Here is a 21,972-nt window from a genome sequence, read left to right on the forward strand (position 1 = left end):
CTCATAAAAAAGCCTGCAATTGCAGGCTTTTTTATGCTGTTTTTACGGTACTAATTGGATTTTTGCTGACGCGCTAAACCTTCGCTTGCTACCAGTTGCAGCCAGTTTTGCACTAAGGCCGAGTTCGCGCTGTGGCGGCGATAGGCCCCAAATAGTGGGCGCTTTAAGCCTTCTTGGCCGAGTTTGACTGAAGCTAAACTCAAGCCATGTCCCTCATTGATTGACCAGTTGGGTAGGGCGGCGATACCGTCCTTACAGGCGATGCGTTGCAATAACATCATGGTCAAATCGCAGGTCTTTTGCTCGCCGGCTTCAACGCCTGCGGGTTCTAAAAAGTGGCGATAAATATCTAAACGCGCCAGTGGCACTGGGTAGCTGATAATGGGTAAGCGGGCCAATTGCTTAGGCGTAACATAGGCTTCTTTCGCTAAGGGATGATCCTTGGCAACCACTAACTTCACTTCAAAATCAAACAAATGCTGATAGGCGAGCGAGTGTCCCGGTACGGGATCTGAGGTCAGTACTATATCGAGTTCGCCCATCTCCAAGGCATTGAGCGAATCGAATAGATGACGGCTCGACAGATCTAACTCGGCCTGCGGATGATCTTGCCTAAATTGCTCCATCACTGGCATTAACCAGCGAAAACAGCTGTGGCATTCAATCCCCACTCTGAGCTGATTGGTCTCTGTCTCTAGGCCATTTTTTAGATCCGTTTCCGTTTCTAACACCTTAGGCAGGATCTCTTCGGCGAGGTGCAACAGCCGTGCGCCTTCCTGAGTAAAGGAGAGGGGTTTGCTTTTACGCACAAAAATGGGCGAATTAATTCGTTGCTCTAACTCCTTAATTTGATGGGAGAGAGCCGATTGAGTGACAAAACGTTTTTTGGCTGCGCCCGCCAAGCTGCCACTTTCCTTCAGGGCCATTAAGGTTCGCAGATGTCTTAGTTCGATCATGATCACTCCAAGTGAATTTCGCTCATGTTGTGCTTGAAATCAATTCGGTTGCTGGCATAGAGACTATCACAATAAACTTCTAGACGTCCAGACGCCCATTGTGATTTATCTAGGCTTAAATGCGAAAAGTTGCCAAGAAAACACCATCAGCTGGGTGCAAGTGCCGAATATGGCTTATCTCAAATAAAGGAAGATATGGTATGCAATTAAACAGTCTAGGTTTTCCCCGTATCGGGCGTCGTCGTGAATTAAAGTTTGCCCTTGAAAAATACTGGCGTGGTGAGAGCACTCAAGCTGAACTGCATGAGGTGGCTAAGGAGTTGCGCCGCACCCATTGGCAATGGCAGGTGGCTGCGGGGATTGAGCAAGTGCCAGTAGGGGATTTTGCCTTTTACGATCAAGTGTTAACCCTGAGTGCGACCTTAAACGCTATCCCCGCTCGCCACCGTGGTGAGGGTGCTATCGATCTTGATACCTTATTCCGCGTTGCCCGTGGCCGCGCACCAAGTGGCACCGATGCGCCAGCCTCGGAAATGACTAAGTATTTCAACACTAACTATCACTACTTAGTGCCAGAGCTTAAGCAAGACCAAGAGTTCACTATCGCCTATGAGCAGTTTTTTGATGAAGTGGCCGAGGCGCAGTCCTTAGGTTATCAAGCCAAGCCGGTGCTGTTAGGCCCTGTGAGTTACTTGTATCTGGCAAAAACCGTGGGTCAGGATTTCGATAAACTCAGTTTATTGCCCAATTTATTAAAGGCCTATGCCGAAATACTTGCGCGTTTTGCTGCGCAGGGCGTGACTTGGGTGCAACTTGAAGAGCCTATACTGGCACTCGAATTAGCCGCCGATTGGCAAGCGTCAATTAGCCAAGCTTATCAAGCGCTTAAAACGGATCAAGTAAATATTTTACTCACCAGCTACTATGGCAGTATCAGTCATCATCAGACGCTGGTTTCCGCGCTGCCTGTGGCGGGTTTGCACCTCGATTTAGTGACTGCACCTGAGCAATTGGCCTTGTTTGCTAATGCATTAAGACCAGATCAAATTCTGTCAGCTGGCGTAGTTAATGGCCGTAACGTGTGGGCGGCGGAGGTTGACCTGATTGTTGAGCGTATCGGCGGTGTTGCCCGAGACTTAGGCCAGCGTTTATGGATTGGCACTTCGTGTTCATTGCTGCACAGCCCTGTGGATTTAGAGGTGGAGACAACCCTAGCTCCCGCACTGCGTCAGCAGCTTGCGTTTGCTAAGCAAAAGCTGTTGGAACTGGCGAATGTGCGCCAATTGTTGCAGGCCCCTGAGTCTGTCGCGGCCAAAGCGATAGTTAACACCTGTTTGGCACGCCGTGAGGCTAAAGCACAGGCGGCGGATGCTAAAGTGATCGCCCGTGTGAATGCGCTGACCCCAGCCGACTATGAACGTGTGAGCGAATTTACTGAGCGCCAAGTGGTGCAGCAGCGTAAGTATCGTTTGCCATTGCTGCCAACGACCACGATTGGTTCATTCCCACAAACACCCGCCATCCGCGGACTACGTAGCCGCTGGCGCAAGGGTGAGCTAAGCGATGCCCAATATACTGAGCAGTTGCAGCAAGTGACCCGCGATACTATCGACCGCCAGCTTAAGCTCGGTATCGATGTGCTGGTGCACGGTGAAGCCGAGCGTAATGACATGGTGGAATACTTCGGCGAGCAGCTCGAAGGCGTGGGCTTTACCAAAAATGGGTGGGTGCAGAGTTATGGTTCTCGCTGCGTGAAGCCGCCATTAATTTATGGCGATGTGAGTCGCCCGAAAGCCATGACGGTTGATTGGGCGGTATTTGCCCAGAGCCTGACGGACAAACCTGTCAAAGGCATGCTAACGGGGCCGGTGACGATTCTACATTGGTCGTTCGCCCGTGAAGATATCAGCCGCGATACCATTGCCACCCAATTGGCGCTGGCTATTCGTGATGAAGTGGTGGATTTACAAAATGCGGGTATTGGCATTATTCAAATTGATGAGCCAGCCTTCCGCGAAGGATTGCCATTAAAGCAAAGCGAGTGGCAAGCTTACTTAGATTGGGCGGTGAATGCCTTTAAACTGAGTGCGGCGGGTGTGATTGATGAAACCCAAATCCACACCCATATGTGTTACAGCGAGTTTAACGATACGATTGCCGCGATTGCCGCCATGGATGCGGACGTGATCACCATCGAGACTTCGCGCTCACGCATGGAACTGCTCAACGCCTTTGAAGATTTTGAATATCCAAATGAAATTGGCCCTGGCGTTTACGATATCCACTCGCCCAATACACCAAGTGTTGAGGCCATGGTGCACCTTATCGAAAAAGCGGCGCAAAAAGTGCCAGTGCGCCAACTGTGGGTTAACCCCGATTGCGGCCTTAAGACACGCACTTGGGCTGAAGTCGAACCCGCGCTGAAAAACATGGTCGATGCGACCCGTGAACTACGTCGCCGCCTTGGCTAAGCACTGTAAAATCTGCAATGAATGCCTCTTTGGCATAGCGTAAAAAAAGGGATACCTTAGGTATCCCTGTTTTTATTAGGTAATGAGCTTGGATGCATTAACCGATAAGCAGTACAACACTTAACATTGTCCAATCGTTGATGATGTGGGCACCTGTCGATATTAAGATATTTTTTGTTTTCAAGTAGGCGAGTAACAGCACCATTCTTGCTGCACCTATCACTATTAGGCATTGAACCCAATTCCATTGATACGTAGGTAAGTGTGCCATGCCAAACAATATGGCTGATCCTATCCAAGCGATAATAATGGCGGTTCTGCGTTGGATACCAAAATGAGAATGAAGCAGCCACATCAAGGCTAAAAATGGAATGACTGTGATGAGCTCTTCACCAAACAGTTGTGGAATCGTTCGTAAAAAGAACAGTAGCTTTTCCCATATGTCCTGATGACGGAGCATTTCGAAGGCGGGATTGGCTGTTGCGCCAACAGTGTCAGACACTATTTTTCCTATGGTGACACTGATGATAATGTTGAGGAGGGCGATTAAAAACATCCACCCAACCGCTTTTAAGTCAAGCTTGTCAAAAATTAATCGCCAATGCTCACCAACAATAAGGTAAAACATACAGAGCGGAATACCAGGAAAGAGAATGGTACTTACCCAATCTCGTCCTGGATATGCTCCAAAAGGGTAAGGAGATACCAAGCTAATAAAGCCTAGTATCGCCCCTAAGATTAACAGCGCCCACTGACCAGCGGTTAAGCTTATCGGCTTGCCATTATAAAATGGGAAGTCAGTCATCGCTCTCATACTTTGCTCTTGCTTGCCAGTTAATATCATTTGTTACCCTTTATTTAGTGACTGTAGTCGCTTATTTACGACCACAATCGAAAGCGGGGGAATCCGTGATTGTTTCGTATTTACCATCAAAAGTGACTACCGTGAGACACTTATGCTGTGACTTATTCCACCAGAAGCCCCAGATACGATCTGGACCTTTTTGAGACTTGATGAACTCATAGCCATGGCTTTCCAGTACTCTTTCACCTCCGCTAGCCCTTCCTCCCACAAGATTTTGAATATCATTTGAGTTGTTACTATTGTTGTTTACATGGTGGCGATCACTGTGATGTCTTGCTTCATCAGTATTCTCGTCATCACAAAACTTATTGTTTTGGTGATTCGCATAGGAGGCGTATTTTCCATCCTTGGTGGTGACAGCAATACAGTTTTGCTTATTTGGATTCCACCAATAGCTGACTTTACTGTGATTAAGCGTTTTGGTGCTGCGGTGGAAATAGCCTAGGTCTTGGAGTTCACTCTCTCCCGAACTAGCACGCAGGCCAACAATGCTATCCAAGCTATTTGAGTGCCTGTTGTGTTCATGCTTATCCTGTTCATGTCTATTATCGTGATCGTGCTTATTATCACGACTGTGGTTATTAGATGATGAATGACCACATACCTCTGACGGTTGATTCATAATGGCACTATAACGTCCCTCCTTTGTGGTGACTGCAATACACTGTTCCCTGTCTGCACTCCACCAATAAGTAATAGAGCTGCTCGAGATTTTTACCGTGTTTTTATAGGTATAGCCTCGCTCTTCTAGCTGATGCTCACCACTGCTTGCTCTCATATCGATAAGATCATTTAAGTGTGTGGTTGAAGCTGCTTGAGCTCCGAGTGAGAGTAAGAATAAACCACCGAAGCCTATGTTCTTAAAATGTTTCATTTTCTGGTCCTATGTCATTCCAAAATATTTTGTGAAAACTGATGTACTAGCCTACGGCGGAAAACCTTTGCTTTTGTGCTCACTGGTATATGAGTTTTCAAAAATATCAGGGTTAGTCAGTTTGATTGAATGTCTATGCGTAATTATCGATTAATTACCAAATAACTTTAGTCCTTAAAAAACTTTTTTGTAGTTTAATTTCACAAAAATCAGCGTTTGTTCACAATTTGAACTGATTTGTGTGATTTTGAAACAATTTAGCTTGAGCAGTTTAAAAAGTGTACGTATGGTTTGTTTGGTTAGCTATTCAATGAAGGTAATTTATCATGCAAAAACAAACTGGATTTACCCTGATAGAGTTGGTCGTTGTGATTATTATTCTTGGGATCTTAGCTGTTACGGCTGCACCAAAGTTTATAAATCTACAATCCGATGCGAGGGAATCTACACTTCAAGGGATGAAGGGATCATTGCAAGGAGCAAATTCATTAGTGTATTCAAAAGCAGTAATAGCGGGGCTCGAAAAGGCTAAAGCCCAGATCGTGACATTGGAGCCTGGGGTTATTGTCATCGCCGATTATGGTTACATGACGAGCAATACTTCTGTTGGAATTGTTGCAGAAGACTTAAAGGACATATTAGATGTGAGCTTGCAGGAGTTAAGTGATGATACCACTTCAGTGTCCTCTGAAGATTGGGGGATCCGCATTATTAACGGGACGAGTTTTAAACTGGTTCCAAAGGGAAAAACTGCAGATAGCACGGCATCTAATGCTTGTTATTTAGTCTATGAGGCTGCAACTGCAACCACTTTACCTCAGTATTCGACAGTGGATAGCGGTTGTTAACATCTTACCGTTGTTAAAAGTTTGTTTGAATATTTATGCAAATTGACGTGTTTGGTGAAGCCTTTAGGGGAAGTCAGTTTGTTGATGGTCATTTCGGCAATTTCGAGGGATGGAAATGAGTTAACTATGGGATGTTATTCCGCATTTGGGGTTCTAAATGAAAACACAGTATTTATCTATCCTGCTGATATCCATTGGCATCTTATTAGGAGGATGTGGAAGTGAAGCAGACGCTGGCACCGTTAAGCCAGCATTACAGAAAGTTGCATATGTTGTTGCTGGTGTAGCCCAAAATGTGGGGGATGTATGGACAGTTGGAGAGGCGGCTCTGAGTGCACCTCAAGAGTTGGCCAAGCGTATCAACATAGGTTTATCACTCTATGCTGCATTTGGTCCATCAATCAAAGAGCACAATGGTAAAGCGATTCTAGATCAAGCTCCCTATGACCGTGGTTTAAAGCCTCCAGTCATTTACAACACAAATGGCATCAAAGCGCTAACTGGAATGGAGTTGCCATGTGCGCGAGTGATTGAAGATTGGGGGGACGGCAGTAACATCATCACCTGCCTAGACAGTAAAGATAACGATATTGGTCGGTTAGTTGTCGATGGTCAGTGGGGGAAAATCTGGGCCTCAATAGAAGGCGCTCAAATTGTGCAAGACTTTCAATTTGTGACAGACATTGAGTGGGTTGCTGACACCCTTGAAGACCACTCCCAGGTTGTCTTCACCGTTGATTTAGGCGGAATTATTCTCACGGGTGATGAGATTCCACAAGTCAGTGAATTATACGGCCGGATCATCAATCTAAAAGATGGCCAGCAAACAGAGAAGTTCGACGAGAAGTTTGAGTTCCAAAAGACTTAACTCACCCAGTTTTCGCGTGACGCTAAACTATTGTTATCCCCAATTCACCGGTGGCTGATATTGAGGGGGGATAATCTAAAGACAGTATCTAGGTGGTTAGCTGGACCCAATCCTATCGGCCATGTCTTTAAACGTTAAATTCAAGCTAGATAACAAAACCATTTTTTCGATATGTAGTGCATTTTCACCGTTAATCAGTCACTTGTTAGCCGGATATGAAGCTGACTTCCATGAAGAAGTTAGGATTCTCAGTGGCAAACCATTCCTCGTTCAGGGGCTGCAAGATGCATCAACTTAAACCAAATAGGAAGCCACCACTAAGCGATTTTCGGCCGGCTAACCCCAATCATTCTCCAGAATGATAACCAGAGATAGCCTGGCCAATACGAACAACCAATAGAGAGTTAACCATCCATGAAACATAAAACTAAATTTGCATTACTTGAATTAGCTAACTTATTCCTCATTCTCGGATATGCCCTTGTGTTCGCTTGGGTAGCGCTAAAGCTTTTCTGATGAGGAGATAACTAATGATATCGGTAAGAATCATTTTGCTACGTATAGTCGCAATAGCATTCCTCCTAGGCTTTATCCAACTATCGGTAAGGGCGGAGGTTGAGCCATCGGATGACACTACGAACTTCCTCAACACTTGTGCGGCTTTAGCTCAGTCAATCAGTGACTTGTCTGTAGGAGATGAGAGTGAGTTTTATGCTGAAGCACGAGTTGTACTTGCTGAGCAGGCAAGAGTCAGGCAGTTTGGATTTAAATCAGCTAGTTATATCAATGTAACAGCCGAGAGACTTATTAATGAGAATGCTCAATTCGATGAGAAAGCCTACACCAAAGAGCAATTAACCCGTTATTTCCAAGATGTAACCAGAGCCGCGACCAACATGACGTGTGAGAGTTATGTCGCTCGGTTTATCAACAAATAGAAAACCATTATGAAAACATCAATCAAAAGCCTCGCTGTCGGCTTAGCTATCGCTTGTTCGTTTGTTGGCTCATTTATAGTCAATGCTCAGGAGCCTGAACCATCAAAAGAGATCGGAGAATGCATTCTCTTAGCTGCGGCTTTGGGAATGGAGATAGATGATCAAACAGAATCAGACTCTTATGGCGTTATGGTGGGTGAGTTGGTCTATCTACACTACTACTTTGAAACGGGTCGGACATTAACCCAGTCATACAATGATAACCAGTACTATAAAGAGACGATCCAAGGGGCCATTAAAGTCGGTGCAGATATCTCTGCTCGTACATCTGAGGAGTTATTGCTCAAGATGTTTTATCAAGATATTAAATCAAATATTAATAGTACATGTTGGGACTTAGCCATTAAGACACACAAACAATTTTTGCCCGTAAATCGGAGTTAGTTATGGCTAGAGATTCTCGAGGTAATCTAATTGTAATGATGAAGTGTATTAGTTCAGACTAGATCTGACACATCATCTTGAAAAGATGAGAGTTACCCGTTTTGATAAAGGTGTCGAAACTTAATCAAAGCAAAAAGGTAACTCTCATGCTTCATACTAACAATCCCATCATTAAACACAAAGCTGGTTTACTCAATCTCGCTGAAGAATTGGGAAACGTGTCTAGAGCTTGTAAAGTCATGGGGCTTTCCCGTGATACTTTCTATCGCTATCAAGAGCTGGTTGAAAACGGCGGTGTTGAGTCGTTGATTAATCAGTCCAGAAGAACACCTAACCTCAAGAATCGTGTTGATGATGTAACTGAAAATGCCGTCTTAACACATGCTATCGCATTTCCTGCCCATGGGCAGTCTCGCTCTAGTAACGAGCTTCGAAAACAAGGGATATTTGTCTCCGCCAGTGGCGTGCGCTCCATTTGGTTACGGCATGGCTTAGAGAACTTCAAAAAGCGATTAAAAGCCCTCGAAGCCAAAGTCGAGCTAGAAGGGATAATCCTTTCGGATGAACAAGTTGCCGCCCTTGAGCGTAAGCAGCAAGACGATGAAGCATGTGGTGAAATTGAAACGCATCATCCAGGTTATCTCGGCTCACAAGATACCTTTTACGTTGGTAGTCTTAAGGGCGTAGGCAGGATTTATCAGCAAACCTTTGTCGATACTTACAGCAAAGTTGCTTTCGCGAAACTGTATACCACGAAAACCCCAATCACCTCGGCCGATTTACTCAACGACAGAGTATTACCGTTCTTTGAAACACAGGCGCTGCCCATGTTGCGCATTTTAACTGACAGAGGAACCGAATACTGTGGCAAAGTGGAACAGCACGACTATCAGCTGTATTTAGCAATTAACGATATAGAACACACTAAGACGAAGGCGCGACACCCGCAAACGAATGGGATCTGCGAACGGTTCCATAAAACTATTTTGAATGAGTTTTATCAGGTTACTTTCCGAAAAAAACTGTACGCTAACATGGAGGAACTACAAAAAGATCTGGACGAATGGCTGGCTTATTACAACAATGAACGAACCCATCAAGGTAAAATGTGCTGCGGCAGAACACCACTGGCCACATTAATAGATGGGAAACGGTTTTGGGCTGAAAAGAATTTAGCTCAAATCTAAGCTGACAGTAGCACCCTAAAAAATGGGTAACTGTCAGATCAGGTCTGAGCTAGTACAGATGAAGATTGTAGAGATGGACATCGCTAAGCAATTTCCCTCTCTACTTTGACCGCTTCATATGCAAGCAGTGACAGATTTAATGGTTAAGGAATCCGTGTTCACTCCCATTAACCTTCTGTCTTCCTCCTCTGTAACATACCTTATTCGAAGATGGTTAGTTAAACATCATTTCGGGGACATGCTCTGGCACTATAAGTTCACCAGCAGTGAGCTTAATAATCTCCTCGACACTCACGCCGGGGGCGCGTTCGAGTAGATGAAACTTGCCTTCTTTTATTTCGATAAAAGCTAGATCTGTCAGTACCTTTTTGATGCAGCCCTTACCCGTTAGCGGCAGAGTACACTCGGTTAATAGCTTAGACTCACCGTGCTTTGAGGCGTGGGTCATGGTCACAATAATATTGTCGGCGCCGGCGACAAGATCCATAGCGCCGCCCATGCCCTTAATTAATTTGCCCGGGATCATATAGGAGGCGATATTGCCCTGTGTATCGACCTCAAAGGCGCCTAATACGGTGAGGTCCACATGGCCGCCGCGGATCATGGCAAAGGACTCGGCCGAGTCGAAGATGGCGGCGCCCCTTGCCATAGTCACTGTCTGCTTGCCGGCATTGATTAAGTCGGCATCGACCTCTTCCATCGTCGGAAAAGGCCCCATCCCTAACAGACCGTTTTCGGATTGCAGCATCACTTCAATGCCTTCGGGAATATAGTTGGCCACCAGTGTGGGGATACCAATGCCAAGATTCACGTAATAGCCATCTTTGAGTTCTTGGGCGACGCGCTGGGCGAGTTGTTCTCTTGAAAGTGCCATAACCAAATCCTATTTGCTGGAGGGGCGGGTAGTCAGTTGCTCGATACGTTTCTCGAAGCTGCCTTGGATAAGCCTATCGACATAGATGCCGGGCGTATGGATTTCATTGGGATCTAATTGACCCGGTTCGACAATTTCCTCCACCTCCACCACGGTTATCTTGCCCGCGGTGGCGGCAAGGGGATTGAAGTTACGGGCGGTTTTGCGAAAGACTAAATTGCCGAAGGTGTCGGCCTTCCAGGCTTTGACTATGGCAAAGTCGCCTGTAATAGATTCTTCAAGAATGTAATGGCGACCATTGAATTCTTTGACTTCTTTACCTATTGCCACGTCAGTGCCATAGCCAGTCGCGGTATAAAAAGCCGGAATGCCCGCGCCCGCCGCACGCATTTTTTCCGCCAGCGTACCCTGCGGCGTGAGTTCGACTTCCAGTTCGCCAGACATCATCTGCGCTTCAAAGTTGGCATTTTCGCCCACATAGGAGGCGATCATTTTTTTGATCTGTTTATCGAGCAATAAGATCCCAAGTCCGTATTCCGTAGTGCCGCAGTTATTGGAGACGACGGTCAGGTTTTTGGTGCCCTTGTGTTTGATTTCTTTGATTAGATTTTCAGGAATACCGCAAAGGCCAAAGCCGCCCGCAATCACCGTCATCCCATCTTCGAGTCCCGCTAACGCATCGCTGTAGCTGGTAACCACCTTATTCAATCCAGACATGGAGTGCTCTCTTACGCTTGCTGAAAGTGTGGCGCTTACTATTACCCAATTTTTCGAACGCTCCTATGGTACTAAGGTGCCAAATAAAACCGCGGCCAATTGCCATATTCTAATGGCATTGAGTCTGGGGCGTTGGGGATATGCGCCCCGCCATGCCTGTGTTCAGGGCATGGATAAAGGACTGTGACTGGATTTTAAAGCATCGGGAGATAAGCAATATGGCGGTTGAACACTCAAGCTTAAAGGGTAAGGTAGGGCTGATCACCGGTTCCACCAGTGGAATTGGTTTAGCAACGGCCCATGTGCTGGCGGAGCAAGGTTGCCATCTTATCCTGCACGGCTTAATGCCCGAAGCCGAGGGGCAGCGCCTGGCGGCGGAGTTTGCCGAGCAATATCACATTCGCACTTTCTTCAGTAACGCCGATCTGCGGGATCCCGAGAGCATTCATGCCTTTATGGACGCGGGTGTTAAGGCTCTGGGCAGTATTGATATTTTGGTGAATAACGCCGGTATTCAACATACTGAAAATGTTGTTCATTTCCCGATTGATAAATGGAACGACATTATCGCCATTAACCTGTCCTCGGCCTTTCATACCATTCAACAAGCCGTGCCTGCGATGGCCGAAAAGCGTTGGGGCCGCATTATCAATATCGCCTCGGTGCATGGTTTAGTAGCCTCGGTCAACAAGGTGGCCTACTGTGCGGCTAAACACGGGATTGTCGGCTTAACCAAAGTCGTGGCTATCGAGTGCGCCGAGCAGGGGATTACCGTCAATGCTATTTGCCCTGGCTGGGTGGATACGCCGCTGATCAACAAGCAGATTGAGGCTATCGCCAGCAATAAGGGCTTAAGTTACGACGAGGCTAAGTATCAACTCGTCACGGCAAAACAACCCCTGCCAGAGATGCTCGACCCGCGTCAGATTGGTGAATTTGTACTGTTTTTATGTAGCAGCGCGGCGCGGGGGATTACCGGCGCATCGCTGGCCATGGACGGCGCCTGGACCGCGCAATAGGTTTGGTATTGACTGCGACAGTCCAACATTCATTTTCACTTGCTTGTTAAGATGTTAATAACAAAGGCGAACCTTATGGTTCGCCTTTTTGCATTGGCTTGGGATGGATATCGGGCGCGACTACTGACAGCAAATAGCGCATTATCCTGTAAATTCTCACCAATGCCCTGCATAGCACTATTCAGCGAAAGCCGTCTTAAATGATAAGATATGCGCCAGAATTTTTATGAGGTGAAAACTCACCTAGTGAAGACGTGGCAATTTTGACCTAACGCGCCGCGTGAAGAATGCGGTTATTCGATTTATTTATTTGATTATGTTAGGTGTATTTCTATTCTGTCGTCCTAAATGGGGCGTACACCCTTATAGATTTGAGCATTACTGGAGACAAAACTCATGACAAACGCGAATGTGGATGCCACGCAGTTAACGACTAAGCCATCACAAGATGGTTTTTATATGCCCGCCGAATGGGCGGCGCAGCAAGCCGTATGGATGATTTGGCCATATCGTCCTGATAACTGGCGCTCTGCAGGTGCTTATGCTCAAGCAACCTTTGCTAAGGTGGCCGATGCCATTGGTGGTGCAACTCCCGTTTATATGGGTGTACCTCAGGCCTTTTTAGCCGAAGCGCAAAAAGTGATGCCTTCCCACGTGACTCTGGTCGAAATCGACAGCAACGACTGCTGGGCTCGCGACACTGGACCTACTGTGGTGGTTAATGCCAAGGGCGAATGCCGTGGCGTGGATTGGGGCTTTAATGCTTGGGGTGGTCACAACGGTGGTCTGTATTTCCCATGGGATAAGGACGAACAGGTTGCCGCACAAATGCTCAAGCAACATGGTTTTGCCCGTTATAGTGCACCGTTGATCCTCGAAGGTGGTTCTATCCATGTCGATGGTGAAGGCACCTGTATGACTACGGCCGAATGTTTACTGAACGCCAACCGTAACCCTGACCTGACGAAAGAGCAGATCGAAGCCTTACTGCGTGACTATTTGAATGTTAAGCAGTTTATCTGGTTGGAAGAGGGCGTTTATATGGACGAAACCGACGGCCATATCGACAACATGTGCTGTTTTGCGCGTCCAGGTGAAGTGATCCTGCACTGGACTGACGATGAAACCGATCCACAATACCCACGCTCGAAGGCCGCGCTGGATGTGTTGCAAAACACAGTTGACGCCCAAGGCCGTAAGTTAAAAATTCACCTGCTGCCACAACCGGGTCCGCTGTATTGCACCGAAGAAGAATCAAAAGGCGTAACAGAAGGCACTGGCGTACCGCGCACTGCGGGCGAGCGCTTAGCGGGCTCTTATGTGAACTTTTTAATCACTAACGACCGCATCGTATTCCCACTGCTTGACCCAGCCACCGACGATATCGCTGCGCAAAAACTGCAGGACATTTTCCCTGAGCACAAGATTGTGGGTGTGCCCGCGCGGGAGATTTTATTAGGTGGCGGCAATATCCACTGTATTACCCAGCAGATCCCTTCTGGAAAGTAAGTACACCAAGGAGAACAGTATGACGCTTGATGTCACTGTTATTGCACCACAATTGGTTTTCTGCGGGAGGGCGTAAGATGTTTGAAGTAACTGAAGTTTCCATTGCCGAGCTGCGTGAAGCACTCGAATCTGGCCGCACGACTGCGGTTGAGTTGGTGAAATCCTATTTGGCTCGAGTGGCGGCTTACGATGGCCCTGCCACTGAGACTAAGTTGAATGCGTTAGTGGTGCACAATCCCGATGCGCTCAAAGAAGCCGAGGCTTCCGATGCGCGCCGTGCCCGTGGCGAAACCTTAAGCCCGCTCGATGGTATTCCTTACACCGCTAAGGACAGCTATTTAGTGAAGGGACTGACGGCGGCATCAGGCAGCCCTGCATTTAAAGATTTAGTGGCCCAGTACGATGCCTTCGCCGTCGAGCGCCTACGCGCTGCGGGTGCTATTTGCTTAGGCAAAACCAATATGCCACCCATGGCGAATGGCGGCATGCAGCGTGGTCACTATGGCCGCGCCGAAAGCCCCTACAATGCGAACTATCTGACGGCGCCCTTTGCTTCGGGCTCTTCCAACGGTGCGGGCACTGGAACGGCGGCAAGCTACTCGGCGTTCGGTCTTGCCGAAGAGACTTGGTCGAGTGGCCGTGGCCCTGCGTCCAACAACGGTTTGTGTGCCTATACACCGTCTCGCGGCGTGATTTCGGTGCGCGGCAACTGGCCATTAACTCCAACCATGGATGTGGTCGTGCCTTATACCCGCACTATGGCGGATATGCTCGAAGTGCTCGATGTAATTGTGGCCGATGACCCTATCACCCGTGGCGATCTCTGGCGTCTGCAACCTTGGGTTCAAATCCCTAAAGCTTCTAGCGTTCGCCCAGAATCCTATCTGGCGCTCGCCGCTAGCGCCGACACCCTGAAGGGGAAGCGTTTTGGCGTACCACGCATGTACATCAACAAAGATGAACTTGCAGGAACCAGCGAAAACCCAGGTATCGGTGGACCAACGGGACAACGCATCCATACTCGCCAATCGGTGATCGATTTGTGGGAAGCGGCGCGTAAAGCCTTGGAAGCCTCTGGTGCGGAAGTGATTGAAGTCGATTTTCCGCTGGTATCAAATTGCGAAGGTGATCGCCCCGGCGCGCCGACCGTGTTTAACCGTGGCATAGTCACGCCGCAATTCCTCCATGATGAATTATGGGAACTGTCGGGTTGGGCGTTCGATGAATTCCTGCGGGCGAACAACGACCCTAAACTCAACAAGCTTGAAGATGTGGTGGGACATTTGATATTCCCCCATGATCTCGGCACCTTGCCAAACCGTGAGGGTGACTTAGCGGCGGGCATGGAAGAGTATGTCAACATGGCCAAACGCGGCCTGAAATCCTATGACCAGATCGACAGTATTCCCGATGGTCTGCGTGGTTTAGAGAAGACCCGTAAGCTGGATCTCGAAGACTGGATGGACGGACTTAAGCTTGATGCCGTGCTGTTCCCAACCGTGGCCGATGTCGGCCCCGCCGATGCCCATGTGAATCCGGCCTCAGCCGATATCGCTTGGAGCAACGGGGTTTGGGTAGCAAACGGTAACCTTGCGATTCGCCATTTAGGCGTGCCGACTGTGACTGTGCCTATGGGCGTGATGGCCGATATTGGCATGCCAGTGGGATTAACCTTCGCGGGCCGTGCCTACGATGATAACAATCTGCTGAAGTTTGCTGGCGCGTTCGAGTCAACGGGCAATAAGCGTATGGTTCCGCCGCGTACACCGCCGCTGAGTCAATAAGCTTTACGCCGTAAGACTGAGAAATACAAAACGGGATGGGTAACAATACCCATCCCGTTTTTTTCGCGTTAATCTCTCATGCGTTATTTATCAAACCTATTCCAGCGTTAGGATTCTACATTTAACTATGTACCGCACTATCGAACTCACGCCTTTTGGTGTACTCAGAGCTAAGGGTAAGTCCAAAGTTTGGCAAACCTCACTGCCAATTCCCTACCTCGGGGGAGACTTTCAGCTGGTTATTCATGGTGATGTTAATGGGCCTTCGGCCAGTCAACGCACGGCTCTCACACTACTCATTGAGCCAAGCGAGGCGCTGCGCGATGAAATAGCGACTAAAGTGGTCGAGTTTATTCATGCATGTAATATCGTGCCAGCTGAGTTCAAGGTTGATGTTGCCACTGTATGGTCATTGCTCACACCTGAGCTGATTGAGGTTCACACTAGTCACGAGTACGCCTATGGTGCGTGCGAATTGGGAAATAACGCTATATCAATTGGTTACCTTACACCTTGGACGAATGAACAATTAATCCAAGTGCCATTTTTAAATGGGAAAATTGGTGTGATTTATAGCGAGTAAGTTTGGCTATAGCTGTATTTTTTAATGATGGTCTCCCGCTAATTGCGACTTAAAAAATAAGCACCTACAAGCATATCTTGGGTGTAGGTGCTTCGAGGGAGAGTTTGAATAGGCGAGCTAGCGAGTAGCTGCGGTTACGGGCTCTGCTAAAAATGCGGCAATCATGCGGTAGGTCGTAAGGCATTCTTGCGAAACCAAATCCTGCAGCAGCATATAGGCGTGGATCATGTCTTCAAATTGATGGTGCTGCACCTGCACGCCAGCCGCCGTTAAGGCGTTGGCATAGGCAATGCCTTCATCCCGCAGAGGGTCGCAGCCCGCGGTAAATATCAAGGTGCTGGGCAGTTTGGCGTTGAACTCGCCATGTAAGGGGGAAGCTTGTTTGACTCGCTCGGCATCCTTAGCCATCTCTTGAAAATATTGCTCGAAGTACCATTGCACCCTCGGGGTTTCGAGCAAGAAACCCGCACCATTACTCTGATAGGAAGCGCTCGCCATAGTGTAATCCACGCTGGGATACACCAAGATCTGTTTGCTGATGTTAAGTGTGTTGTCACTCAGGCTGCGTTGGCTAAGGCTAGTGCATAGCGCGCCACCGGCACTGTCACCCATGATGCTCACCCCTTGTTGGTATTGCACCTCAGTCAGCACGCTTTGATAGTGACGCAGGGCATATTCGCAGTCTTCAAGTCCCGCCGGATAGGGATGTTCGGGCGCGAGGCGATACTCAACACTGATCACCACACATTGAGCGATACTGGCCAGGTGACGACAGATAGGGTCGTATAGCTCCACATTGCCGCACATATGGCCTCCGCCGTGAAAATGTAATACCACGGGCAGCGCTGTGCTGGGCGCAGGGCTATAAACACGGCAGCCAATTTCCCTGTCGCCATGCTGCGCATCCTTAACTTGCCATGCCTTATCGGCGATATAACTCACCTCAGGCTTAGCACTCATCAGGGCCGCGAGTTTGTTCAAGTTTTCCCGCAGCAGTTGTGGGCTGTATTGAATGTTCTGCTGTTTCGCGAGAGCGATATTCTGATTCGCTAACTCAAGAAAATCCGTCAGCTTTGCTGAAGCGGTACCGCGTGGGGAAACTTGCATGCTTACTCCTTAGCTTGTCCGGTTTCGGGGAGAAAATAGCTGCCAACAAACACTGTTGCGCTTAATAGGGTGATCAGCACAAACGAGGCGAAGTAACTGCCTTGGTTGATATCCACGAGCTTGCCAAACAGCCATAGCACTAAGGTCGAAATCAGATAGCTGATGGACCAAAACAGGCTAAAAATCACCGTGATTTTTTGACTGGTCATCTTAGGTAACTCGTGGGGAATCGAGACTAAAGCGGTGACGGGTAAAAAGATGCAAAAGCCTAAGACGATAGCGCACAGGGTTTGCAGCCAAGGCGCCGAGCCGAAGGAGAGCCCTAACACGGTTAAGAAAATAAGCAGGCCGCTGAGGCGAATAATCGGCAGGCGCAGGGGCTGTTTACGGCTGTAGAGTATCCCCGCTATGGTGCCGACAATCCCAAAACCAATCACCCACTTACTCTGGCTGATGCCCGCCTGCGGATAAAAGGTGAATAGGCAAATATAAAAGGATAATAATCCCGAGTAGGTGAGGGCATAGGCCCAGTTAAAGCCGTCTTTTAAGCCATCGAGATAGGAGTATGAGTGGGTGTTATCTTGTTGTGCATTGGCTTGATGGCTAGGGGCTTGTTCAAACTTCACCAATAACCACAGTAGCGCCAGTACCAGACTGGCCAGGGAAAACACCAACAGGCTTTGTTGCCAACCGCCGCTGATGGCGTTGATGCTCGGCATACCCCAAAGCACGATAGCCGTGCCCACATTAAAGGCCACCGCGTTTAATCCATTGATCACAGGGCGTTCTTCCGGGGCGAACCAGTGCATCACAATCGGGTTGAAATAGACAATCATAAAGGCGCCGCCCAGTCCCATTAAAAAGCGGCTCACCAGCAGTAACTCATAGTTTGGGGCGAAGGGTGTCATGATGCCCGTGACTATCAATAATGCAGCGACTAAAAACGCATACTTCACCCCAAATTTGAGGGTGAGATAGGCCGCAGCAAAGGTGCCGACAATTTTGGCTAAGGTGACAGCGCCGCTCAGTAAACTGGCGGAGGCATAACTCTCGATATGCATCGAGGCCATGATGTTATTCATACTCGCGGTGCCGCCGACCCATGCCATTGCAAATAAGACGTAACTGGTAAAAACCAAGCCTTCTACGAGATATTTATGGGTAATTTTTATCGGCATAGTTGTTTAAAACCTCGAGTCAATATTGGCCGTAGGTTAGCCGATGGGGGGGGATAAATAAGTACTACCTTAGTGCACCGTGCTGTTATCAAGTGTTTAACAATTTGTTTGTCTAGTGTAGTTTGGCTGGGTGTATACAGGTTGATTGGGGAATATCTTGCTGGCGTGGTTGTCTGTTGATACTTGGTGGATCAGCGTTATATCGATTACCTATTTGGCTGTGCTGTTTATTGTCGCCCAGTGGGGGCAAAATCAGGCGATAGATCAATGGCGTAAACGGCCTTGGGTGTACAGCTTATCCTTGGGAGTATGTTGCACTTCGTGGGCGTTTTACGGCACGGTTGGGCAAGCGGCTACCACGGGCGCTTGGTTAGCGCCCATCTACATAGGTTCGATAATCTGCCTAGTATTGGCGTGGCCTATGTTGATGCGCACATTGCAGATCATCAAAAACCAAAACCTGACCTCGATTGCCGACTTTATCGCCTGCCGCTTCGACCGCTCGCCTAAAATTGCCGCCAGCGTTGCCATGGTGTCGCTCTTTGGCACTATTCCCTATATCGCGCTGCAACTGAGGGCGATAAGCACCAGCTTTGACCTCTTAACTGGTACCTTTCAGTCAGGGATCAGCACGGCATTTATCGTTACTATCGTGTTGATTATCTTTAGTATCTTATTCGGTACTCGGCAGCTTTCGGCCAGTAAACAAAATCAAGGCTTGGTACTGGCGATTGCCTTTAGCTCAATCGTAAAGCTGTTTGCGCTCACCACGGTTGGGTTGTTCGCGACTTTCTATGTGTTTGATGGTTTTAGTGATTTGCTCGCTCGAGGTCAGCATTTACCGCCGAGTTCTGAGGGGAATTCACTCTATTTTGTGCTGTCACAAATTCTGCTGGGCGCCATTACCATCTATGCGCTGCCTCAGGAATTCCACATGATGATGATTGAAAATCATCATGCCAAAGAGTTAAAAGCCGCCCGTTGGATGGTGCCACTATATCTGCTGTTGATTAATGCCTTTGTATTGCCTATCGCGCTTGCGGGGCAGATTAGCTTTCCCGGTGGCAGTGTCGATGCCGACACCTATGTGCTGACTTTACCACTCTTCTATCAGCAGGCTTGGCTTGGGGTCTTGGTGTATATTGGCGGCCTTGCGGCGGCAACGGCCATGGTCATTGTGGCGGCGATTGTACTCAGCACCATGATTTCGACCGAGATTTTGACTCCATTGCTGCTGAGATTACCGAAATTTAGCTCGCAGCAGACGCCGCAGCTCGCGGGGATATTGCTCAATTTACGGCGGATATCAATAGCGGCGATTCTGCTATCGGCCTTTGCCTTCGAGCGTTATATCGATCAGCAGAATCACTTGGCCAGCATTGGCTTGTTATCCTTTGTGCTGTTGTCGCAGTTTTTTCCCGCCGCCGTGGGCGCGCTCTATTGGCGCCGCGCCACCACCCAAGGTGCCTTTTGGGGCATGTTGATGGGCAGTTTAGTCTGGCTCTATACCTTGCTGTTGCCCGCGACCTTTCCCGATGCACTCTGGGTCACCCAAGGCTTGTTGAATATTTCATGGTTAACTCCAACCGCGCTATTTGGCCTGACGGGGCTGGATAATATCAGCCACGGCCTACTGTATAGTTTGCTCGCGAACATCGGTTGTTTTGTGCTGATTTCGTTGCTGAAAGAGCAAAGTGTGGGGGAAGTGCTTCAAGCCGATGTGTTTGTAAACCGTAAGCAGGTGGCGCTGGAAAGGCACCTCTCGGTTGAGGATCTGGCGAGCCTATTACACCGCTTTATCAATAAGGAAGAAGCCGATGCCTTGCAGGCTAGGGCGAAAGTACTTGGTTCTGAATTGCAATTAGCCACACGGCGCGAGGAGCTGGTGGATTACACCCGCCTGAAGCTGTCGGGGGTGCTAGGGTCTGCCTCGACGCGGATGGTGATGAATGCCGCCTCACGCTCGCAGCAAGTGCCGCTGGAGGATGTGGTCAGCATAGTCGATGAGGCCAACCAGATCTTCGAGTTTAACCGCGAGCTGCTGCAATCAGGGGTCGAAAACATCGAGCAGGGGATCAGCGTGGTCGATGCCGATATGCGCCTAGTTGCATGGAACAAACGCTATATTGAATTGCTTGATTATCCTAAAGATTACGTTAAAGCAGGCATACCGATAGAGACGCTGCTGAGGTTTAATATCGAGCGCGGCATTATTGTGGGCGATGAGGCCCATGAGCTGGTGGAAAAGCGCCTTGCCCATATGCGTAGCGGTAGCCCACATCATTTTCTGCGCACTATGCTTGATGGCAAGGTGCTGGAGATCCGTGGACAAGCCATGCCGGGTGGCGGCTTTGTCAGCACATTTACCGATATTACCGCCCATATTCAGGCCGAAAAAGCCCTACAACTGGCTAACGAAACCCTTGAAAAGCGTGTCGAAAGTCGCACAAGGGAACTCGCGAAAGCCAAGGCCGAAGCCGAGGCGGCTAATAGCAGTAAGACACGCTTCTTAGCGGCGGCGAGCCACGATTTAATGCAGCCCTTTAACGCGCTCACTCTGTTTACCGAGATGCTCAAACAGCGGGTGACGTCGACCGAACTCAAGGATCTCGCCACCCATATTGAAGCCTCCCTAAATGTGGTGGAGAGCCTGTTATCCGATCTGGTGGAAATCTCCCGCCTCGATAGCAGCAGCCTTAAAACCGAGCAGAGCCAGTTTGCGCTCAATGACTTACTCTCGACCTTAGTGAATGAGTTTAAAGTGCTTTCTGCCGAGCAGGGAATAGATTTTTCCTATCAGTTTTCCTCTTGCCTAGTGCAGAGCGACCAACGTTTGCTGCGACGGATTATTCAAAACTTCCTCTCCAATGCGTTCCATTATTCCCCAGCTGGCGCGGTGAATCGGCAAACGCCGCTGTCGCTCAATGCCAGCGCGGCTTTGCCTAAGCTATCACAAGCCGATTTTGTGCCTAAGGTGCTGCTGGGTGTGAGGCGACTCGAACATAGTCTGCTTATCCAAGTGTGGGACAATGGCCCGGGCATTCCTCAAGATAAACAGCAGGCGATTTTCGGCGAGTTTGAGCGCCTCGAACAAACGCGGGAGATCCCAGGGCTTGGGCTGGGACTAGCGATTTGCGATCGCATCGCTAAGTTACTCGGGCTTAAGATTGCGTTGCACTCCGTGGTGGGTAAGGGCACCTGTTTTAGTGTTGAAGTGCCGCGCGTATTCGCCCAGGCTAAACCCAGTAATCCCAGTAATCCCAGTAATCTGGTTAAGCTACGCAGCGAAGAGGAAGGCGTAAACGATAGCTTTAATATCAGCGTGTTAGTCATAGATAACGATGAGTTAATGCTAAAGGCCATCTCCTCATTACTGTTAGGCTGGGGCTGCCATGTACTCACTGCACGGGATAAAGCCAGTGCCGAGCAGCAACTGGCGCAGCAGGTGTTGCCTAAACTTATCATTGCCGATTACCACTTGGATGATGACCAAAACGGTGTCGATCTGGTGCAAAGCTTGCTTACTCATCCTGTGTTTAGCCGTCAGCGTCCGACCTGCATTATCTGCTCGGCAGATCCGTCTGAATCCGTGCGACAACACACCAGCAGTGCACAGTTCAGTTTTGTGCGTAAACCCGTTAAAGCCACCGCCTTAAAACGATTAATTAAGCAATTGTCTTAACTCTGCACTATCGTGGTTCTGGCATTAATAAATGCGGATAAAAAAAACAGTGGCTTAGTGCCACTGTT

Annotated in this window: 19 protein-coding genes; 12 read left to right on the top strand and 7 right to left on the bottom strand. The window is 48.6% G+C overall.

What is annotated here, in order from left to right; all coding sequences use genetic code 11:
- Positions 1–50 precede the first annotated feature (50 nt).
- The gene (locus tag ACUZ8J_RS03665) at positions 51–956 is read right to left on the bottom strand and encodes a LysR family transcriptional regulator (RefSeq protein ID WP_011624035.1); all 906 of its coding nucleotides are present in this window, start codon (positions 954–956) and stop codon (positions 51–53) included.
- 200 nt (positions 957–1,156) lie between these two features.
- Here ACUZ8J_RS03665 and metE point away from each other — a divergent pair, with 200 nt between their 5' ends.
- Positions 1,157–3,427: a 5-methyltetrahydropteroyltriglutamate--homocysteine S-methyltransferase gene (gene metE / locus ACUZ8J_RS03670; protein ID WP_446693099.1), complete on the top strand. Its 2,271-nt coding sequence runs from the start codon at positions 1,157–1,159 to the stop codon at positions 3,425–3,427.
- A 97-nt stretch (positions 3,428–3,524) separates the two neighbouring features.
- Here metE and ACUZ8J_RS03675 read toward each other — a convergent pair whose 3' ends face one another.
- A complete protein-coding gene (locus ACUZ8J_RS03675; protein WP_446693100.1) occupies positions 3,525–4,271 on the bottom strand; it encodes a CPBP family intramembrane glutamic endopeptidase in 747 nt (248 codons plus the stop codon).
- 31 nt (positions 4,272–4,302) lie between these two features.
- Complete coding sequence (locus ACUZ8J_RS03680) at positions 4,303–5,166, bottom strand: hypothetical protein (protein WP_446693101.1); 864 nt, start codon at positions 5,164–5,166, stop codon at positions 4,303–4,305.
- Positions 5,167–5,492: 326 nt separating this feature from the next.
- Here ACUZ8J_RS03680 and ACUZ8J_RS03685 point away from each other — a divergent pair, with 326 nt between their 5' ends.
- The 5 genes from ACUZ8J_RS03685 (at position 5,493) to ACUZ8J_RS03705 (ending at position 9,451) form a co-directional block, all read left to right on the top strand.
- Positions 5,493–6,014, top strand: a complete 522-nt coding sequence (locus ACUZ8J_RS03685) for a type II secretion system protein (protein WP_446693102.1) — start codon at positions 5,493–5,495, stop codon at positions 6,012–6,014.
- Between the two features lie 157 nt (positions 6,015–6,171).
- A complete protein-coding gene (locus ACUZ8J_RS03690; RefSeq protein ID WP_446693103.1) occupies positions 6,172–6,882 on the top strand; it encodes a hypothetical protein in 711 nt (236 codons plus the stop codon).
- Between the two features lie 530 nt (positions 6,883–7,412).
- Positions 7,413–7,820 (top strand): hypothetical protein, encoded by a 408-nt coding sequence (locus tag ACUZ8J_RS03695; protein WP_446693104.1) that lies wholly within the window; start codon positions 7,413–7,415, stop codon positions 7,818–7,820.
- 9 nt (positions 7,821–7,829) lie between these two features.
- Positions 7,830–8,264, top strand: coding sequence for a hypothetical protein (locus ACUZ8J_RS03700; protein WP_109286272.1), 435 nt, complete (start codon positions 7,830–7,832; stop codon positions 8,262–8,264).
- A gap of 146 nt (positions 8,265–8,410) precedes the next feature.
- Positions 8,411–9,451, top strand: a complete 1,041-nt coding sequence (locus ACUZ8J_RS03705) for an IS481-like element ISShes15 family transposase (protein ID WP_011625997.1) — start codon at positions 8,411–8,413, stop codon at positions 9,449–9,451.
- 214 nt (positions 9,452–9,665) lie between these two features.
- Here ACUZ8J_RS03705 and ACUZ8J_RS03710 read toward each other — a convergent pair whose 3' ends face one another.
- A complete protein-coding gene (locus tag ACUZ8J_RS03710) occupies positions 9,666–10,325 on the bottom strand; it encodes a 3-oxoacid CoA-transferase subunit B (RefSeq protein ID WP_446693105.1) in 660 nt (219 codons plus the stop codon).
- Between the two features lie 9 nt (positions 10,326–10,334).
- Complete coding sequence (locus ACUZ8J_RS03715; RefSeq protein ID WP_089066992.1) at positions 10,335–11,042, bottom strand: CoA transferase subunit A; 708 nt, start codon at positions 11,040–11,042, stop codon at positions 10,335–10,337.
- Between the two features lie 28 nt (positions 11,043–11,070).
- Between ACUZ8J_RS03715 and ACUZ8J_RS03720 the strand changes: the two genes are divergently transcribed.
- The 5 genes from ACUZ8J_RS03720 (at position 11,071) to ACUZ8J_RS03740 (ending at position 15,937) form a co-directional block, all read left to right on the top strand.
- Positions 11,071–11,229, top strand: a complete 159-nt coding sequence (locus ACUZ8J_RS03720) for a hypothetical protein (RefSeq protein ID WP_446694974.1) — start codon at positions 11,071–11,073, stop codon at positions 11,227–11,229.
- A complete protein-coding gene (locus tag ACUZ8J_RS03725; RefSeq protein ID WP_446693106.1) occupies positions 11,183–12,061 on the top strand; it encodes a 3-hydroxybutyrate dehydrogenase in 879 nt (292 codons plus the stop codon). The genes ACUZ8J_RS03720 and ACUZ8J_RS03725 overlap by 47 nt, the downstream gene beginning before the upstream one ends.
- Before the next feature lie 396 nt (positions 12,062–12,457).
- The gene (gene aguA, locus ACUZ8J_RS03730) at positions 12,458–13,570 is read left to right on the top strand and encodes an agmatine deiminase (RefSeq protein ID WP_446693107.1); all 1,113 of its coding nucleotides are present in this window, start codon (positions 12,458–12,460) and stop codon (positions 13,568–13,570) included.
- Between the two features lie 77 nt (positions 13,571–13,647).
- Positions 13,648–15,354, top strand: a complete 1,707-nt coding sequence (locus tag ACUZ8J_RS03735) for an amidase (protein WP_446693108.1) — start codon at positions 13,648–13,650, stop codon at positions 15,352–15,354.
- Between the two features lie 127 nt (positions 15,355–15,481).
- Positions 15,482–15,937 (top strand): hypothetical protein, encoded by a 456-nt coding sequence (locus ACUZ8J_RS03740; RefSeq protein WP_446693109.1) that lies wholly within the window; start codon positions 15,482–15,484, stop codon positions 15,935–15,937.
- Between the two features lie 117 nt (positions 15,938–16,054).
- On the opposite strand, the gene ACUZ8J_RS03745 is transcribed toward ACUZ8J_RS03740, so the two are convergent.
- Positions 16,055–17,044, bottom strand: coding sequence for an alpha/beta hydrolase fold domain-containing protein (locus ACUZ8J_RS03745; protein WP_446693110.1), 990 nt, complete (start codon positions 17,042–17,044; stop codon positions 16,055–16,057).
- Between the two features lie 2 nt (positions 17,045–17,046).
- A complete protein-coding gene (locus ACUZ8J_RS03750; protein WP_446693111.1) occupies positions 17,047–18,222 on the bottom strand; it encodes an MFS transporter in 1,176 nt (391 codons plus the stop codon).
- 157 nt (positions 18,223–18,379) lie between these two features.
- On the opposite strand from ACUZ8J_RS03750, the gene ACUZ8J_RS03755 reads away from it, so the two are divergent.
- A complete protein-coding gene (locus ACUZ8J_RS03755) occupies positions 18,380–21,904 on the top strand; it encodes a hybrid sensor histidine kinase/response regulator (RefSeq protein WP_446693112.1) in 3,525 nt (1,174 codons plus the stop codon).
- The last annotated feature ends 68 nt before the right edge of the window (positions 21,905–21,972 follow it).

Source organism: Shewanella sp. Koi 1, from assembly GCF_052907445.1.

Excerpts from the sequence above, each read along its gene's own strand:
- ACUZ8J_RS03665 (WP_011624035.1), bottom strand. The coding sequence starts at position 956 with ATGATCGAACTAAGACATCTGCGAACCTTAATGGCCCTGAAGGAAAGT.
- metE (WP_446693099.1), top strand. The coding sequence starts at position 1,157 with ATGCAATTAAACAGTCTAGGTTTTCCCCGTATCGGGCGTCGTCGTGAA.
- ACUZ8J_RS03675 (WP_446693100.1), bottom strand. The coding sequence starts at position 4,271 with ATGATATTAACTGGCAAGCAAGAGCAAAGTATGAGAGCGATGACTGAC.
- ACUZ8J_RS03680 (WP_446693101.1), bottom strand. The coding sequence starts at position 5,166 with ATGAAACATTTTAAGAACATAGGCTTCGGTGGTTTATTCTTACTCTCA.
- ACUZ8J_RS03685 (WP_446693102.1), top strand. The coding sequence starts at position 5,493 with ATGCAAAAACAAACTGGATTTACCCTGATAGAGTTGGTCGTTGTGATT.
- ACUZ8J_RS03690 (WP_446693103.1), top strand. The coding sequence starts at position 6,172 with ATGAAAACACAGTATTTATCTATCCTGCTGATATCCATTGGCATCTTA.
- ACUZ8J_RS03695 (WP_446693104.1), top strand. The coding sequence starts at position 7,413 with ATGATATCGGTAAGAATCATTTTGCTACGTATAGTCGCAATAGCATTC.
- ACUZ8J_RS03700 (WP_109286272.1), top strand. The coding sequence starts at position 7,830 with ATGAAAACATCAATCAAAAGCCTCGCTGTCGGCTTAGCTATCGCTTGT.
- ACUZ8J_RS03705 (WP_011625997.1), top strand. The coding sequence starts at position 8,411 with ATGCTTCATACTAACAATCCCATCATTAAACACAAAGCTGGTTTACTC.
- ACUZ8J_RS03710 (WP_446693105.1), bottom strand. The coding sequence starts at position 10,325 with ATGGCACTTTCAAGAGAACAACTCGCCCAGCGCGTCGCCCAAGAACTC.
- ACUZ8J_RS03715 (WP_089066992.1), bottom strand. The coding sequence starts at position 11,042 with ATGTCTGGATTGAATAAGGTGGTTACCAGCTACAGCGATGCGTTAGCG.
- ACUZ8J_RS03725 (WP_446693106.1), top strand. The coding sequence starts at position 11,183 with ATGCGCCCCGCCATGCCTGTGTTCAGGGCATGGATAAAGGACTGTGAC.
- aguA (WP_446693107.1), top strand. The coding sequence starts at position 12,458 with ATGACAAACGCGAATGTGGATGCCACGCAGTTAACGACTAAGCCATCA.
- ACUZ8J_RS03735 (WP_446693108.1), top strand. The coding sequence starts at position 13,648 with ATGTTTGAAGTAACTGAAGTTTCCATTGCCGAGCTGCGTGAAGCACTC.
- ACUZ8J_RS03740 (WP_446693109.1), top strand. The coding sequence starts at position 15,482 with ATGTACCGCACTATCGAACTCACGCCTTTTGGTGTACTCAGAGCTAAG.
- ACUZ8J_RS03745 (WP_446693110.1), bottom strand. The coding sequence starts at position 17,044 with ATGCAAGTTTCCCCACGCGGTACCGCTTCAGCAAAGCTGACGGATTTT.
- ACUZ8J_RS03750 (WP_446693111.1), bottom strand. The coding sequence starts at position 18,222 with ATGCCGATAAAAATTACCCATAAATATCTCGTAGAAGGCTTGGTTTTT.